This window comes from Micromonospora sp. M61 (assembly GCF_018070245.1).
In the GTDB taxonomy this organism is placed as follows: Bacteria; Actinomycetota; Actinomycetes; order Mycobacteriales; family Micromonosporaceae; genus Micromonospora; species Micromonospora zamorensis.
This window is the reverse complement of sequence record NZ_JAGPYA010000005.1, coordinates 157,660-173,038: the sequence shown is the minus strand read 5'-3', so window position 1 is coordinate 173,038 and position 15,379 is coordinate 157,660. Positions and strand designations below refer to the sequence as shown.

The 15,379-nt window shown below is 68.3% G+C and carries 15 protein-coding genes; 10 read left to right on the top strand and 5 right to left on the bottom strand.

Features of this window, described 5'->3' with window-relative positions; all coding sequences use genetic code 11:
• Positions 1–11 precede the first annotated feature (11 nt).
• The 3 genes from KBX34_RS05035 to KBX34_RS05025 form a co-directional block, all read right to left on the bottom strand.
• Positions 12–1,079 carry a WxL protein peptidoglycan domain-containing protein gene (locus tag KBX34_RS05035; protein WP_210923514.1) on the bottom strand — a complete coding sequence of 356 codons (1,068 nt, stop codon included), beginning with the start codon at positions 1,077–1,079 and terminating at the stop codon, positions 12–14.
• Positions 1,080–1,168: 89 nt separating this feature from the next.
• Positions 1,169–3,142, bottom strand: coding sequence for a metallophosphoesterase family protein (locus KBX34_RS05030; RefSeq protein WP_141911741.1), 1,974 nt, complete (start codon positions 3,140–3,142; stop codon positions 1,169–1,171).
• 144 nt (positions 3,143–3,286) lie between these two features.
• On the bottom strand, positions 3,287–4,585 hold the full coding sequence (locus KBX34_RS05025; RefSeq protein ID WP_247671461.1) for a HupE/UreJ family protein: 1,299 nt from the start codon (positions 4,583–4,585) through the stop codon (positions 3,287–3,289).
• 101 nt (positions 4,586–4,686) lie between these two features.
• Between KBX34_RS05025 and KBX34_RS05020 the strand changes: the two genes are divergently transcribed.
• Positions 4,687–5,349: a hypothetical protein gene (locus KBX34_RS05020; RefSeq protein WP_088950647.1), complete on the top strand. Its 663-nt coding sequence runs from the start codon at positions 4,687–4,689 to the stop codon at positions 5,347–5,349.
• Between the two features lie 19 nt (positions 5,350–5,368).
• On the opposite strand, the gene KBX34_RS05015 is transcribed toward KBX34_RS05020, so the two are convergent.
• Positions 5,369–5,989 carry a hypothetical protein gene (locus KBX34_RS05015; protein ID WP_210923513.1) on the bottom strand — a complete coding sequence of 207 codons (621 nt, stop codon included), beginning with the start codon at positions 5,987–5,989 and terminating at the stop codon, positions 5,369–5,371.
• Here KBX34_RS05015 and KBX34_RS05010 point away from each other — a divergent pair.
• A complete protein-coding gene (locus KBX34_RS05010) occupies positions 5,988–7,271 on the top strand; it encodes a hypothetical protein (protein WP_210923512.1) in 1,284 nt (427 codons plus the stop codon). The genes KBX34_RS05015 and KBX34_RS05010 overlap by 2 nt on opposite strands.
• Positions 7,272–7,365: 94 nt before the next feature.
• Here KBX34_RS05010 and KBX34_RS05005 read toward each other — a convergent pair whose 3' ends face one another.
• A complete protein-coding gene (locus KBX34_RS05005; protein ID WP_210923511.1) occupies positions 7,366–8,121 on the bottom strand; it encodes an SDR family NAD(P)-dependent oxidoreductase in 756 nt (251 codons plus the stop codon).
• Positions 8,122–8,464: 343 nt separating this feature from the next.
• On the opposite strand from KBX34_RS05005, the gene KBX34_RS05000 reads away from it, so the two are divergent.
• The 8 genes from KBX34_RS05000 to KBX34_RS04965 all read left to right on the top strand — a co-directional run bounded on the left by KBX34_RS05000 (position 8,465) and on the right by KBX34_RS04965 (position 15,362).
• Complete coding sequence (locus tag KBX34_RS05000) at positions 8,465–9,952, top strand: MFS transporter (protein ID WP_210923510.1); 1,488 nt, start codon at positions 8,465–8,467, stop codon at positions 9,950–9,952.
• 114 nt (positions 9,953–10,066) lie between these two features.
• Positions 10,067–10,666, top strand: a complete 600-nt coding sequence (locus tag KBX34_RS04995; protein WP_210791522.1) for a trans-aconitate 2-methyltransferase — start codon at positions 10,067–10,069, stop codon at positions 10,664–10,666.
• Positions 10,667–10,823: 157 nt separating this feature from the next.
• Positions 10,824–11,159 (top strand): hypothetical protein, encoded by a 336-nt coding sequence (locus KBX34_RS04990; RefSeq protein WP_088950652.1) that lies wholly within the window; start codon positions 10,824–10,826, stop codon positions 11,157–11,159.
• 21 nt (positions 11,160–11,180) lie between these two features.
• On the top strand, positions 11,181–11,486 hold the full coding sequence (locus KBX34_RS04985) for a pore-forming ESAT-6 family protein (RefSeq protein WP_088950653.1): 306 nt from the start codon (positions 11,181–11,183) through the stop codon (positions 11,484–11,486).
• 37 nt (positions 11,487–11,523) lie between these two features.
• Entirely contained in the window at positions 11,524–11,883 is a 360-nt protein-coding gene (locus tag KBX34_RS04980; protein WP_088950654.1) for a DUF6507 family protein, read from the top strand.
• The gene (locus KBX34_RS04975; protein WP_210923509.1) at positions 11,880–14,234 is read left to right on the top strand and encodes a hypothetical protein; all 2,355 of its coding nucleotides are present in this window, start codon (positions 11,880–11,882) and stop codon (positions 14,232–14,234) included. The genes KBX34_RS04980 and KBX34_RS04975 overlap by 4 nt, the downstream gene beginning before the upstream one ends.
• The gene (locus KBX34_RS04970; protein ID WP_210923507.1) at positions 14,231–14,926 is read left to right on the top strand and encodes a hypothetical protein; all 696 of its coding nucleotides are present in this window, start codon (positions 14,231–14,233) and stop codon (positions 14,924–14,926) included. Before KBX34_RS04975 ends, KBX34_RS04970 begins: the two co-directional genes overlap by 4 nt.
• Positions 14,927–15,026: 100 nt before the next feature.
• Positions 15,027–15,362: a toxin-antitoxin system YwqK family antitoxin gene (locus tag KBX34_RS04965; RefSeq protein WP_210923505.1), complete on the top strand. Its 336-nt coding sequence runs from the start codon at positions 15,027–15,029 to the stop codon at positions 15,360–15,362.
• The last annotated feature ends 17 nt before the right edge of the window (positions 15,363–15,379 follow it).

The window sequence follows — 15,379 nt, the reverse complement described above, 5'->3', positions numbered from 1 at the left end:
CGACAGCTGGATCAGGACGTCTGCGGCTCCTGGCCGCGCAGCGCCTGCGCGACGGCGTCGCGCACCCGGGCGTCCTCGCGCACCTTGCGCTGCGTCCGGTTGCGGCGCCGATACAGGTACGCCCCGACGAGCGCGGCGACCAGGACGACGAGCGCCAGCACCAACGTCCACGGCAGGGCCCAGCCGTGCGCGGTGACCGTGACCGGCTTGAGCGAGGTGGTGGAGCCCGACGCGTCGGTGAGCAACGGCGTGAGGGTCGCGGTCGCGGCCAGCGAGATGGCAGGGGCGACGCCGTGCACGGGCACGGTCACGTTCCAGCTCTCACCCGGAAGCAGCTCCGGCGGCGCGGCGATGTCCCTGGCCCGTACCCGCAGCAACCCGAACGGGCCCGAGACCGACACCGCCTGCTGCCCGGACAGGGCGGCGTTGCCGACGTTGTGGACCTTGTAGGTGATGGTGGCGTCGCCCTTGCCGAACGGGTTGGCCGAGCCGGCGTACGTCACGTGCAGGTCCTCGATCGCGAGGTTCGGCTTCAGCTCACCGCCGACCCGCAGCTTGATCCGGATGCCGAGGCGCCGGTCGACGTTGATGCCCTCGGCCTGGTCGGCCTGCGTCAGCGCGGTGAGGATGCCGCCGACGTAGTCACCGGGCGTGGCGTTGTCCGGAACGCCGATCGTGAAGGGGACCTGCGCCGTCTTCCCAGGCTGGATCACGACACTCTCGGCTTTCGCCTTCACCCAGGCGCCGACCGCGGTGGACTTCTTGTCCTTGGTGAGCAGGTCGAGCTGGCCCGCGTCGGTCGTGAAGCCGTCGGCTGCGTACACGGACAGGGTCAGCGGCGACGGGCCGCGGTTGGCCACGACCATGGCGTCCTCGACGGCGCCACCGGGATTGACGTTGTAGCTGTAGCTGGACCGGGCTTCGCCGTAGCCGTTGGAGGCCGTCCGGACCGTCCAGGCGACGTTGCCGTCCGCCGCCGAGGCGGGGCCGGCACCGACACCGACGGCCGCGACGGCGGCGAGCAGGGAGAGCGCGGTGGTACGAAGGACTGTCTTCCAGCGCGTTACGGACGGATACATGTCGGTTCCTTGGGGTGATCTTGGGAGGATGGCACATGGGTGGCGGGGCAGGCCCCGAAGGTGCCTACCCCGCCGAGTGGAACGTCCGGTCAGCTGCTCAGGGCAGTGATCGTGAGGGTGGTGCGGTAGCTGCCCTTCGCGATGCTGTCCGGGATCTTCAGGTCCAGGTCAGCGCCGAGCTTGGCGCCGCCCCGGGGGTGACCCTGCGCGGCCGCGCCGAGCCCGCTGGAGACCGAGAGGCCCTTGCCCTGGTCGTCGTAGGACGACAGGATCGGCGCCCCGGCCTCGGCGCCCGCGCCGCCGTCGAGCACGTACGGGGTCCAGCCCAGGTAGGAGCCGGAGAACTTCTTCTCGGCGTCCTGGAAGTCGCCGACGTTGGCCGAGATCGACCACGGGGCGAGCGAGCGGCGGCTGTCCGACACGAGGATCGGGTTGATCTTGCCGGTCGCCTCGAAGAAGGTGCCGTCGCGCTCCTGCGCAGTACCCAGGTCGACCAGACCGTTGTAGCCGTCGATCGTCCAGCCGAACTCGCCCGGAGCCGGGTTCGGCACGTTGACCTGGATGGCCTGGCCGTCACCGTGGAACGGGTGCACCGTCACGTTGTCGACGATCGAGCCGACCGGCTGGCCGTCCGGGGTGTTGACGCAGGAGAGGCCCTTCTCCACCGCCGCGTTCGGTGCCGCGCAGGTGCCGCTGCGGACGTTCGCGAGGACCAGCTTGTCGCCGCGGACCTGCACCTTGACGTAGCTGCGGACGTGCTCCTGGTTCTGCACGGAGTTGTACCAGTACTTGTTCGGGTCCAGCGGGTCCGGGCCGTTGCCCCGGATGCCGGTGCCGGTGTTGTCCGGCTTCTTGATGTCGTAGTACTTCGAGCCGGAGGCCGAGTTGGCCGTCACGTAGATGACGCCACCCGGGCCGGGGAACACGTCAGCGGAACCCGGCTTCTCGGCCGGGTTCTCCTTCTGGCCGTTCTTGATGGAGTAGCTGCGGGTGTAGCTGTGGTCGTGGCCCTGGAGCACCATGTCGACGCCGAGGTTGGAGAACGCGGTGGTGAAGTCTTCCCGCCGCTGCTTGTTGTCGGTGTCGGTCGCGTGGCTGGCCGGCGAGTAGATGGAGTGGTGGTAGACCAGCACCTTCCACTTGGCCTCGGAGCCGTGCTTGTTGATGACGTCGGTGACGTACGCGACGTGCGCCGCGTCGCCGCCGGCGGAGCCGTCCGCCGGGTTGACGTAGCTGTTGCTGTTCAGGTCGATGAACAGCACGTCCTTGTGGATGAACCAGTAGTCGCCGCCGGACCGCGTCGCCTGGTCCCCGTTGTAATACGCAGACGAGCGGTCGGTGTTCGGGGTGAAGTGGTGCTGCTCGTACGACTTGCCACCGACGTCGTGGTTGCCGATGGTGGCCACGAGGGGGATCTGGCGCAGCTGGTCGGGGGCCAGGAACGAGGTCCACTGCCCCTCGTCGTTGGCGCTCTCGACGTGGTCGCCGGCGGACACCAGCAGCTCGGCGTTCGGGTTGGCCGCGGTGGCCACCTTCAGGGTGTCCTCCCAGCCGGCCTGGTCCTTCAGCCGGTCGCCGGAGGAGCCGATCTGCGGGTCGCCGAAGAACAGGAAGTCGTAGTCGCCCTCGAAGTCCTGCGTCTTGAAGGCGTACGTCGGGGACCAGCTGCCCTCGGCGCCGACCCGGTACGAGTAGGCCGTCTTCTCCCGCAGGTTGCTGATCGTGGCGTGCCGGTTGAAGCCGGTGGTGGAGGTGTTCGCCGCACCGACGGCGTCGAAGCTGACGGCGCCGGCCGGGAACTCACCGTTGACGATCTCGGCGGTCGGGGCGAGCTGGATCTTCTGCGCGGTGTCGGCCGAGGAATACCAGCTCACGATGCGCTGGGTCTCGTTGGCGCCGACGCCGAGGACCACGCTGCTGATCGTGGTGGACTCAGCCGCACTCGCGGTGGCCAGCAGGCCACTGCCGAGGGCCGCGCCCATTCCCAGGAAGCCGGCTGCGACCCCGGCCACCAGACGCCGCCGCACGAGCCCGGAGGCCCGTGTCGAGGTCTTCAATGTCATCGACATTGTTCCCTTTTCAAATAGAGAAATGGATCGTGCCTTCACCCGACGCTGGGGAAGCAGATCCACGCTTTCGCCGCCTGATGAACCAACCATGAACGTGATCTTGCGAAAGACTGCACTTCACGAACTACTTAGCCCTACTCATGATCCAGAAATGCGCTGGACAAACCAGATCAATCCCATAATGGACACGCCCGCAGAAACAACCCCGGTCGCCCAGAGGCCGGCTTTCGGCGCACGGCGGCGCAACACGAACAGCAGCGGGAACACGACAGCGATAATCGTCAACTGAACGACCTCGATGCCGACGTTGAACACCAGCAGCGACCACAGCAGGGTCCACGACCACGCCTCGTCGATGCCCAACGCGCCGGCGAAGCCCAGACCGTGCACCAGGCCGAAGCAGAACACCACCGCGAGGCGGATCCAGCCCGCTCGGTCGAGGCTGAAATGACCGGCCCCGGCCGTATCCAGGTCGGCCGCGTGCGCACCGCGCCGCCAGATCCCCCACAGGTGCCAGCCGGCGACGACGGCGATCGACAACGCGATGACCGGCTCCACGATCGCCGCCGGCACCTCGACCATGCCGAGGGCGGCGAGCATGAACGTCACCGAGTGCGCCAGGGTGAAGCTGGTGGCGGCGAGCACGATCTCGCGAAGGCGCCGCGATCCCGCGATCAACGCCAGCAGGAACAGGATGTGGTCGATCCCGGAGAGCAGATGCTCGGCGCCCAGCAGGAAGAACTCGCCGAACCGCTGGTACCAGGCCTGCCCGGTGGAGAAGGCCGGGTGGTCGGCGTCGAGCGCCGCACTGCCCGACCGGCCGTCGATCTCGTACGTGACGATCGTCTTGGTGCCCTTGACGTAGCCCTCGCCATCGGGGAAGAGACCGCTGCGCACCTCGTGCTCGTCGCCCCGCTCAGGGCAGGTCCAGTCCAGCAGCAGATCCGCGTACGGCACGCCCTCGCGCTCGCCGATCGCCGCGTCGCCCACCCCTGTCGGTCGGCAGGCCGCACTTCCCGACGTGACCGAGAAGCGGTCGGCGACGTACGCGAGGACCGTCGAGGCATGGCTCTTCAGGGCCGTCGCCTGGGCGGTGGCGTCACCCGCCTCGAACGCGGCCGTTCCCGCCTGGAAGAGCGGATCGGCGTCAGCGGAATCGGCGGCGGACACCACGAGGAGGTCGTATTCGAGCTCCAACGCCGTGCGGATGTGACCCTCGTCTCCCGCAGATATTTTCGCGTAGACCGTCGACGAAAAGCCGTGCGCGGACGCGGTTCCGGCGCCCAGAAAAGGAATCACCGCTGCGGCGATCCCGACAGCGGCGACGATTACGGTACGGCGGACGCGCCCTGACATGCGACTCCCTCGGTTGGCCAGTGCACGTTGCACGGCGCGGGTGAACACCAGCCCGCGCGCCGACGAACCGCCGGAAAACAAAGACCCCGAGCACCGATCCACGGATAGTTGGCGACCAGAATTGAGATAGGAATAGGAAGACGTACGCGCACTTTCCGCCACCACTCGAAAGGACGATCGCCTTGCGCCCCCCGCTCCGGGCCGTTGCCATGCTGGCCGCGACCGTCGCCCTGATCACCGGCTGCGACTCCGGCGACGACTGGTCACAGCCACACCCCGAGCCCGCCGCCATCGGCACTCTCGGCCCAGGATTCGTCGCCCCCTCCACCACACCCGCTCCGGAGGCGACGATCACGCCGCAGCCGGGCTCCTGGGACGGCGTCCACCCGCCGAAGGACTACCGGGTGGTGTTGCTGACCTCCGGGGACGACGACCCGACCAAGGTGCTCGTGACAGCCGTCAAGGAGTGGGCCGACGACGAGCACGTCGACCTCCGGACGATCGTCGTCGGCACTGCGCACGACGCCGTCTCCAGCATCGCCAAGGCCATGGAGATGGGCCCGGACCTCATCGTCGGCGCCGGCAACGACCTCATCGACCCCCTCGCGCTGGTCACCCCGAGCCACCTGGACGAGAAGTTCCTGGTGGTGGGCGCGGAACTGGCCGAGCCCACCCACAACGTCACAGCGGTGGACTGGGACGGCGCGTCGTTCCGCGGGGAAGGGCTGGGCGCGTCCTCGACGTACGACCCGAAGTCGTTCACGGCCGAGCGCTGCGCGGCCGCCATCCGGGCCGGCGTGGCCGCGGTCCTCAACGACCTGACCGGGATCGTCGTCTGGCTCTGATCCCGTCGGTCAGGTCTGCTCAGCGGGCCGGTCCGCGATCCTCGAACTCGTACGTGGTGGTCAGGCCCTCGGGCAGGTCGGGAACCAGGGCGTTGGTGCCGTCGACCACCTGGACGTAGCGCTTGCCCTGGAAGATCGAGTAGCTGCCGTCGGGGACCTGATCGATCCGGAAGAGCTGCGTCTCGGCGGCCGGGTCGCACCCCTGGCCGCGCACGCTGCCCGGCGCGGCGTCGTGCACGACGGTCATGCAGACCGCACCGGCACCCGTGGCCGAGGCGATCTGGTACCTGTCGCCCTGCGGGCGTAGGACCCAGAGCGACACGTCGTCGGTGCCCGGCTCGCTGGCGGCCCGCACCTGGTCGGTGCCAGGGCCGATCACCAACGCGGCTCCGCTCATGCCGGGCACCACGATCCGGACCTGACGCCTGCCACCGAGGATCTCCTGCGGACCGGCGGTGGCGGTCACGGATGGCACGACAGCCGGTGGGGCCTGGCTGGCCGGGCCGACATCGGGCGTGTCGACGTCGGCCCGTACCTGCGACAGCGCGGTGCCTGCGGCAACGGCCACGACAGCCAGCCCGGCTGCGGTGGCGGCCGCCCGGCGTCGGCCTCGTGGATGGTGCTCCAGAGCGCGTAACATGTCGACCCTGCTCGTGCAGCCGGTCCTGGACGTACGCGGTCCGGTCACCGAGGCGCTCGACGCCCGTAACGCCAAACCGGTCGCGTTGACCGTGCCGGAGCGCGACGCCGCAGCCATCTCGATCAACGTGAGCGCCAACTGGGACGACGGCTTCCGCTATCCAGGCGTGCAGCTCAGCGGCGTGTCCTTCGCGGACGTCTTCTTCGGCCGGATCGGGCCCGCGGTCGCGGCACCCGAGTTCACCGCCACGCTCGGTGTCGGGCTCGCCCGACCGGGCAGGGACGGCACCTTCCGGAACAGCCCCTACACGTACGACCTGGCGTACGTCCGCCCGGGCGACATGTTCACGGGCCTGACCAGGAAGCTCTCACCGAAGAACCTGGCCACCGTACGGACGACCTACCGGAGCCAGTCCACGGCGACGACGGCCGTCCGGTTGCACCGTGCGGCGGCGCCTGGCGGCTCGGGCCCGATCGGTTCGAGGACGCCGGTCGACCTGCCGTTCCGCGGCACCGAGTACCACAACACCGACGGTGGTATCAGCTGGACGTCCACGTTCGTCGAGGGCGACAACTCCACCACGCAGACGTCGACCTTCACGGCGGGCCGGTCGTACACCCAGACCTGGAACGCGGCGCCCTTCGGGCCCACCGTGGCCCAGGCACCGACGCTGTCGCCCCTGGGGTACGCGGGCCGCGACGGCGACACCATCTCGGTCGCGTCGTTGCCCCTGTTCGGGGATGCCACGGGTCGCCCCGCGAACCGCGATGACCGGCCGGTGCAGATCCGGCTGCTGCGTGACGGCAAGGAGATCGGCACCTCGGACAGCCCGTGGGCGGAGTTCGGGGTGCCCGCCGGCAAGGCGACCTACCGGCTGGAGGCGACGGCCACCCGGGGCGCACCGGACACCCTGTCGACGTCGGTCTCGGTGGCCTGGACCTTCACGTCGGCGCACACCACGTCGCCGCAACGGTTGCCGCTGACGACGGTCCGGTCGACGCCCGTGCTCGACGACACCAACACGGGCCGGGCGGGCCGGATCACGACCATCCCGCTGGCGCTGGATCGGCAGGCGGGCTCGACGGCGGCGGCCAACCGCAGTCTCGGCGTGTCCGCGTCGTTCGACGACGGCAGGACGTGGATCGCGTTGCCGGTGCTCCGGAACGTCGCCCTCATCAGTCACCCCCGGCGAGCCGGGTTCGTCTCGCTGCGGCTGACGGCCACCGACACCGCCGGCAACACGGTCACGGAGACGATCCAGCGGGCCTACCGGATCGCCTGACACACTGCCCGGTCCGGGGTGGCGGCCGTTTGAGCCGCCGCCCCGGACCGGACCTCAGTACCTCGGTGCCTCGGTGCCTCGGTGCCTCGGTGCTTCAGGCGGTGAGGGCACCGTCGATGGCGATGGACGCGCCGCTGATGAACGTGGCCTCGTCGCTGAGCAGGAACGTGGTGAGCGCCGCCACCTCGTCGGAGGTGCCGGCCCGTCCAGTCGGCTGCACCGACAGGTAGCGCTCCGCGGTCGACGGGGCCTGATTCACCACGTTCTGCCACAGTGGGGTGTCGATAAGGCCGGTGACCAGGGCGTTGACCCGCACACCGGAGCGCGCCACGTCGAGGGCCGCCGAGCGCGTCAGACCGATGACCCCGTGCTTCGACGCGTTGTACGCGGCCTGGGTCGCGTCACCCTTCACACCGGACACGGAGGCGTTGTTGACGATCGCGCCACCGCCGGAGGCGATGATTGCTGGCAGTTCGTACTTGAGGCCGTAGAACACGCTGGTCAGGTTGAGGGCCAGCGACCGGTGCCAGTCGGCACTGTCGGCGTCGCGGACACTGGCCATCGGACTCCCGCCGGCGTTGTTGAACGCGCCGTCCAGTCGCCCGAACTCCGACACCGCGCTGTCGACGAGCCGCGCCATCTCCTCCTCGACCGTCACGTCGGTGGGCACGAACAGCGCGTCGCCGCCCGCCTTCCTGATCTGCGCGGCCACCTCCTCGCCCCGGTCCTTGTCCCGGGCGCCGATGACGACGCTGGCACCTTCGGCGGCCGCCCGCTGCGCGAACGCCAGGCCCATGCCCTGCGTGCCGCCGGTCACGACCAGCACCTTTGCTTCCAACCGTCCGGACATCTCGTCTCACATTCACTCGACTGGTCAGCCGCCGCGCGGCTCAGGATCGAAGATCGCGGGTTGCCGGCGGTCGAACGTGTCCGGCCGGCCCGCAGGACCCACGAGGCGGAACGCTAGCCTTTTCTGGAACGGTCGACAAAGTAACGCCACTCACAGCTTTGGGGTTGAGGTGGCGATATCAGGCGTGGTTGGCCGGCTTCTAGCGCCCAGATCCCTCCAGGCGCGGTTGGCTGACCACCCCAACCCCCTGTAATCGAAGGCACATTCTGTGGCTGTCGTTCCACAACTTCGTTAGCGTTGGGCGGGTTGCGCAAATACCCATAAACCGCCCTTAAGGAATGCCATGCCCACACGTCACGCCGCCCCGCAGTCCCAGCGGTGGAAGGCACTGCTGTTCATCTCCATCGCTCAACTGATGGTGGTGCTCGACGGGGCCGTCATGAACATCGCGCTCCCCTCGGCGCAGCAGTCGCTGCACTTCACGGACGGGAGCAGGCAGTGGGTGGTCACCGCGTACGGTCTGGCCTTCGGCGGTCTGCTGCTGGTCGGTGGCCGGATCGGTGACATGGTCGGGCGCAAGCGCGTCTTCCTGATCGCACTGGCCGGGTTCGCGATCGCCTCGGCGATCGGCGGCCTGTCGGTCAACGCCGCGATGCTGCTGACCGCGAGGGCGTTGCAGGGTGTGTTCGCGGCCCTGCTCGCGCCGGCCGCGCTCGCGTTGCTCTCCCTGTCCTTTCCGCAGCCGAGGGAACGGGCGAAGGCCTTCGGCGTGTTCAGCGCGGTCTCGATCGCCGGTGGAGCGGTCGGTCTGATCGTCGGCGGTCTGCTCACCCAGTACCTGAACTGGCGTTTCTCGATGTTCGTCCTCGTCCCGGTGGCGATCATCGGGATCCTGGGCGGCAGTCGCACCGTCCACGACGACGGGGAGCGGCACCGTTCCCGGCTCGACCTTCCCGGCGTGGTGCTGGCCAGCCTCGGACTCGTCGGCCTGGTCTACGGCTTCGGCGTCGCCGAGAGCCGCGGATGGTCGTCGAGCGTGACCATCGGATCGTTCACCGCAGGCGTGCTGCTGCTGGCGGCCTTCATCCTGGTGCAGACGCAGGTCACGTCCCCGCTGCTGCCGATGCGCGTCCTGACCGAACGCAACCGGGCCGCCGCGTACCTCTCGGTCGGCCTTGCCATCGTCAGCATGTTCGGGATGTTCCTCCTGCTCAGCTACTACTTCCAGCAGGTCAAGGGATGGTCGCCGGTGCTGGCGGGCCTGGCGTTCATGCCGATGGCGGTGGCGCAGGCCATCGGGGCCACGCAGATCGGCGCCCGGCTGGCGCACCGGATGGCCCCCAGGCCGATCATGGTCGGCGGCTACCTCGTCACAGCGGTCGGTCTCGTGCTGCTCGCCCTGCTCGACGCGGACAGCGCCTTCCTGGAGATCGCGTTCGCCGAAGCGGTGATCGGGCTCGGCATCGGCACCGCGTTCATGCCCGCGATGAGCATCTCCACCCACGGCGTCGAACCCAGGGACGCCGGGGTTGCCTCCGCGATGATCAGCTCGTCGCAGCAGGTCGGTGGCTCGATCGGCACCGCACTGCTCAACACCATCGCGACCAGCTCGGCCGCCACCTATCTGGTGTCGCACAGCGGCCCAGCGGCCCAGGCCCACGAGAGGAACCAGGCGCTGATGCACGGCTACTCGGCCGCGTACTGGACCGCCGTCGGTTTCGTGGCGGCAGCAGCTCTGGTCTCCGCGGTCATGGTGAACGCCGGCGCCCCGAAGCATGCTCCGGCGTCAGCCGACGTCCTACCGGACATCGCGCCCTTACCCGCGCACTGATCGGCGCGACTCCGCGTGCCGGACGCACCACCGGTGATCGAGGACACGGTGCACCGATGCGTCCGGCAGGGTGGAATCTGATGCGTGAGCAGAGCAGGCACCACGGGTGACGTTGTGAAGCGCACTCTGCCCATCCACGATCCGGCTGGCGCCACCGGCGATGCCGCCTCCTCGCCGGACGAGCCGGCGCGTCCGACGACCGCCCACCGGCAGCGCTGGGCGATCCAGACGATGGCTGTCGCACCCGACGACAAGGTGCTGGAGATCGGATGCGGTCGGGGGGCCGCCGTTTCTCTGGTCGCCAGCCGACTCACGACCGGCCGGATCGTCGCCATCGACCGGGCCGCGACGATGGTGCGAATTGCCGCCAAACGGAACATGGCCCATATCAACGCCGGCCGAGCTGAAATTCAATGTGTCGGATTCGAGTCGGCGGACTTCGATTCGCTCCGTTTCGACAAGATCTTCGCAGTGAACGTCAGCATCTTCTGGCTGGGCGACGCAACACAGCAGATCGAACGGATGCGGAGCCTGCTGACGCCTGGTGGACGGCTCTACGTCTTCGGCGAGCGGCCCACAACCGCACACGCCACAGCGAACCTCACGTCGACCACGCTGCTGCTCGAAGCCCACGGGTTCGCGACAACCACAGCAAGCGCCACTCGCGGTAAGAGCCAGGTGCTCACCTGCGCGATCGGTACGCCAATCGGCTGAGCCGTGCATCTGCGGATGCGGTGGTGTGGTGATCTCCGTGGCCCCGCCGAGACAACCGCTATTTGATCTATCGCGGTCGGTGGATGTCCAACCGTGTCGCACGGGTGACGTAGCATTGACCGCGAACGTTATTCATCCCGGCACGGGGAGGAGCGGCATGAAGTTCGACATGGGAGCGCAGACTCTCGGCAGCCTCACCAAGCAGACCCAGGGTTCGTCTGATGATCTCGGCAGCCTGATCAAGCAGTTGATCGCTGCCGCTGAGCCGCTGCAGGGCAACTTCAACGGTGCCGGGCGGGTGGCATTCGATTCGTTCAAGGCCAACGCCGATTCGATCACCGCCTCTCTCAATTCCGCGCTGGGCGCGATTCTGGGCGGTCAGGGCGGAATGGATTCCGCGTTCGGCCAGGGTGACACCGAGATGGCCGACAACGCGTCGTCGGCGGCGGGCACCGCCAACTTCGACGCGGCCAGGTTCTCGAGCAGCCGCTGATTCCCGGGGGAGTGACAGGTTATGAGCACAGATCGACGCAGCTTTGACGTGGGCACCTCGCAGCAGGTCCAGAGTGACCTCGCCGGGATCATCGCCCGGCTGGAGGCCGTGATCTCGCAGCGCAGCGCCGACGTGTCGGCCGCGATGGCCGACTTCCAGGCCGACGGCGTCTCCGAGGAATACCGGACCGTCGAGGATCGGTGGAACCGCGCCGCAGGCGAGGTGCGCACGATCATCGATCTGGTCAAGACCACGATGGTCAAGAACGACGAGACGGCGACGACCACGCTGTCCAAGGCGCGCACGGCGGTGCAGTCCATCGGCTGAGTTGTTTTCCATCGAGTGTTGACGAGGGAGCACAAGCGTGAGCGCCTGGGATATCTCCCCCGGTGGAGTGCGCGACGTCCTGAATCGCACCCATGCCGCGGCCGCCCCGTTCGAGGGGCAGATGACCAAATTCAACTCGGCGCTGGAGGGCTCCGCCGTCCAGTCGAGTTCGGAGATCGTCGGCCAGGCACTTCAGGGCTTCGTTGAGTCGATCAAAACGGACCTCGAGTTCGTGTTCACTCGCACGGGGGCGTGCATGAATGCGGCGGCACAGGCGACCAACGCCTACGTCCAGGGTGATCTGGACATGGCCGCCAACGCGCAACGCAGTGCCTCGGCGGCACCCGACCCCTCGGCGACGATGCCGGGGCCGGGCCGTGGGGCGGTGCCGCGATGATCAATCCGGGGGAGATTCCCCAGATCCCCGGCAACATGGAGCAGTTGGCGACCCACGCACAGACGATCAAGACGACCGGTGTCGACTTTGCCAACACCGGTCAGACGATCGACACCACCTGGCAGGGGTTGGCTGCGGTATACGAGGCACCGGAGGCGGCACAACTGTTCGCCGCCTCCGGTCCGATACGCACCGTGTCGGCCTCGGTCGGTGAGGACGTCCAAGCCGTCGGCACCGCCCTGGCCACGTACGCCAGCGAGGTCAAGGAGATCAAGGCCCAACTCGCGGCGCTGAAGGGCCAGGCGGAGCAGTTCGTCGAGTCGACAAAGGACGACGACGACTGGCGTGAGGACGAGGGCAAGGTCAACCAGCACAACGGCCTGATCTCTGCGGTGAACACGCAGGTCGCGGCGTTCTTCGAGGCACAGCGCAAGTGCGCCAACACAATCAACGCCCTGTACGGGGGCCGCCAGTACCGCGCCGACAACGCCGACGGCCGAGCCGACGACGGCGAGTACGGCTTCAACGCCGACACGCTCAACGCCGCGGCCGGCGAGGACGGCGCTCTGCCCTGGGGCAGCAACGAGGAGCACGACCGCGGGTTCCTCGGTGACGTGGGCGCGTTCTTCGGTGGCATCGGTGAAGGCTTCGTCACCATGCTCGAAGACCTCGGCGGGCTGATCGGCCGCGACCCGACGACCGGCGAGTGGAGCTGGGGCACCGCCGGCCAGTCATGGTTGGGCCTCGGCAAGTTCGTCTGGGCGGTCTCCATCTACGTCAACCCGGTCACCATCGTGATCGACCAGACGGTCGGCATGCCGTTCCTGGAGAAGCGCGAGGCGGGCAACCTTCTCCTCAACGCCGGCAAGAGCATCATCGCCTACGACATGTGGAGTGAGGACAAGTCGAGGGCCGGCGGCCTCGCCACGTTCAACATCGTCTCCGCCGTCATCGGCACCAAGGGGGCCGGCTCCGGCGTACGCGGCGCAGGTGCCGCGGTCAACAGCATCCGGGGCAGCGCGACCGCCGCCCGAATCGGCGCCGGGCTGATCCGCGCCGGCAACTGGCTCGACAACCTGCCCACGGTGGGCGAGGTCGCCATCAACTTCGCCAAGAAGTTCGACATCCAGATTCCGCAGATCGGGCCCCTGCCCGCCATTGCCGGCGACGTGCCGGTCGGGCGCGGCTTCGACGTCGAGATGCCGAACGACCGCGGCGGCAACCCGATGAACATGGACGCTGGCAACGGCCCCGGCAACACACCCGGTGGGCGCACCCCGGGAGAGTCGACCACTGGCAACCTCCCCGGCGACAACACACCCGTCCGGAACGGGCCGGAAGACACGCCACCCGTGCGGAACATGCCGGAAGACAACACGCCGCCGGGCAACCTGCCGGAGGACAACACGCCTCCCGGCAACCTTCCGGAGGACACCACACCGGGCAACGTCCCCGACGACACCACGCCCGGCAACCTCCCCGACGACACCACGCCGGGCGGGGGAAGCCCGGACCGAGGGCGGGATCTCACCCCGGCCGAGCAGCAGCGGTTCGTCGATCAGGCCGAGCGTCTGGGTCCTGCAGCGCGGGCCCAGGTGGAGAACCTGCTCGCCCATACCGACCTGCCGGACGGTATGGCCAACCAGGCCGTCCGGGACTTCATGGACCTTCAGGACTCCGGTCGGCTGGCGGGAAGCGTCGACCGGCAGGGAGACATCTTCCGCGACATGCTCGACAACCTCAGCGGGGACCGCTCCGCCTTCGAGGGCGCGGCGACGGAGTTGCGTGCCGCGAACGATGTGATCCAGAGCGGCGACCTGGCCCCGGGCAGCAGGATCGGTCTGAATGTCGTCGCCGGCGAACGGGTCAACCTGGGCAACGGCACGGTCGTCGACACCGGTCGCATCCCCGAAGCCGATCTCGTCTACCAGACCGCTGACGGCAACGTGCATGTGGTCGAGGTAAAGGCCGCCGCGCAGACCGTGGCCAACAAGTTCCGATCCGACCCCGCCCAGTTGGAGCGCATGCTCGACTGGCGTGATGGCGCGCCGGGGCGGGAGGTGAGCATCCGGGTCGGCACCGACGAGGGTTGGACGGGGCTCTTCAGTCGCGCTGGCAACAACCCGCCGCAAATGGCGATCGAACGGCTCGCCGACCAGAACGTACCGATTACGATCGGCGGGCGTACCTTGTCGGGTGAGCAATTGGCCGCGCTGCACCAGGCGGTGGAACGGGCTGCGGCCGACCCGGCGCACCCGATGAAGAAGCCGGCTGCCTGGTTCGGCGAGCACCTGCCGAACCTCGACGCGGCACGTGACTTCCTCAGGCCCTACGGAGTTGATTTCCTGTGACCGGTCCCTGGGTTGCCCCCGAATTGCTGGCCGCCCTGCCACTTCCGTGGCGGCTGGCGGATCCCGTCGAGCGTGGCAAGGCGGCACGAGAGCTGTTGCCCGATCCACAGCAGCGGGCTGAAGCCCTACAGGCGTTGGAGATGTGTCTCGCCTACCTGGTGGACGTGAGGGACCGTTACGGCGACGAGACCGACTGGGGGCTTCCCAAGGAGTTCTTCGACGACTATTGGTTCATCCTCTACGCAGGGCTCAAGCAATCGATGCCGACCCTCGCCGACGTCACGCCCGAGAGGGTGCGCGACTGGGCCGAGGCGTACCTGGACCCGGAGGACGTCTTCGGTGCCACCTGGACGACGCCACCGGACGAGGTCGTTGACAGCATCGGTCGGTCGTGGGTCTTCTTCATCGTGCAAGGTGCGACGGAGAGTCTGGTTCGATGGCTCCGCGGCGTTGGACCTGAGCATCTGGACGATTGGGAGCGGGCCCGAGTGGTCGACCTGCTCAAGGAAGCCACTCCTCGTCTGCAGTGGCGTCTGACGATCATCACCATCCCGACGATTCTTGATCTCGGGGGCCCCGACCAGAAGAGCTACTTCGATCGACTGGCCAACGACCAGGGCCTGCACGAGAAGACCCGCGCCGAGGCGGAGAGTGTGAGCTCGTTCATCGACCGCGCACACGAGCCGATCTAGGGCCGTCGCGAGTGCGGCGGCCACCCTCGAGGCGGTGTCGGCCCTGGTCCTGTGCCGTGGTCAGGACGACTCGGGATCCGTCACCCCCCGGAGTAGGCACATGCGAGTCGAGTACGACGACGTTGAAATCGAGGACGACCTGCGGGTGACCCACCAGGGCGAACTCTTCACCGGCGAGGTGGTCGAACGCTCACCGCAGGGTCAGGTCATCGCCGTCACCACGTACTTCAAGGGCATGGAGGACGGACTCTCCGCCGAGTGGTACCCGAGTGGCGAGCGCAAGGCGGAGGGCAGCGCGCACTATGGCATAGCTGTCGGCGTCCACGAGGAGTGGCACCGCGACGGCAGCCCCGCCGCCCGTGTCGAGTTCGACGACCAGGGCAAACTGATCAGCCGCCAGCGCTGGGCCGAGGACGGCACCCCGCTCAAGAACTAGTACTCCAACGTCATTTG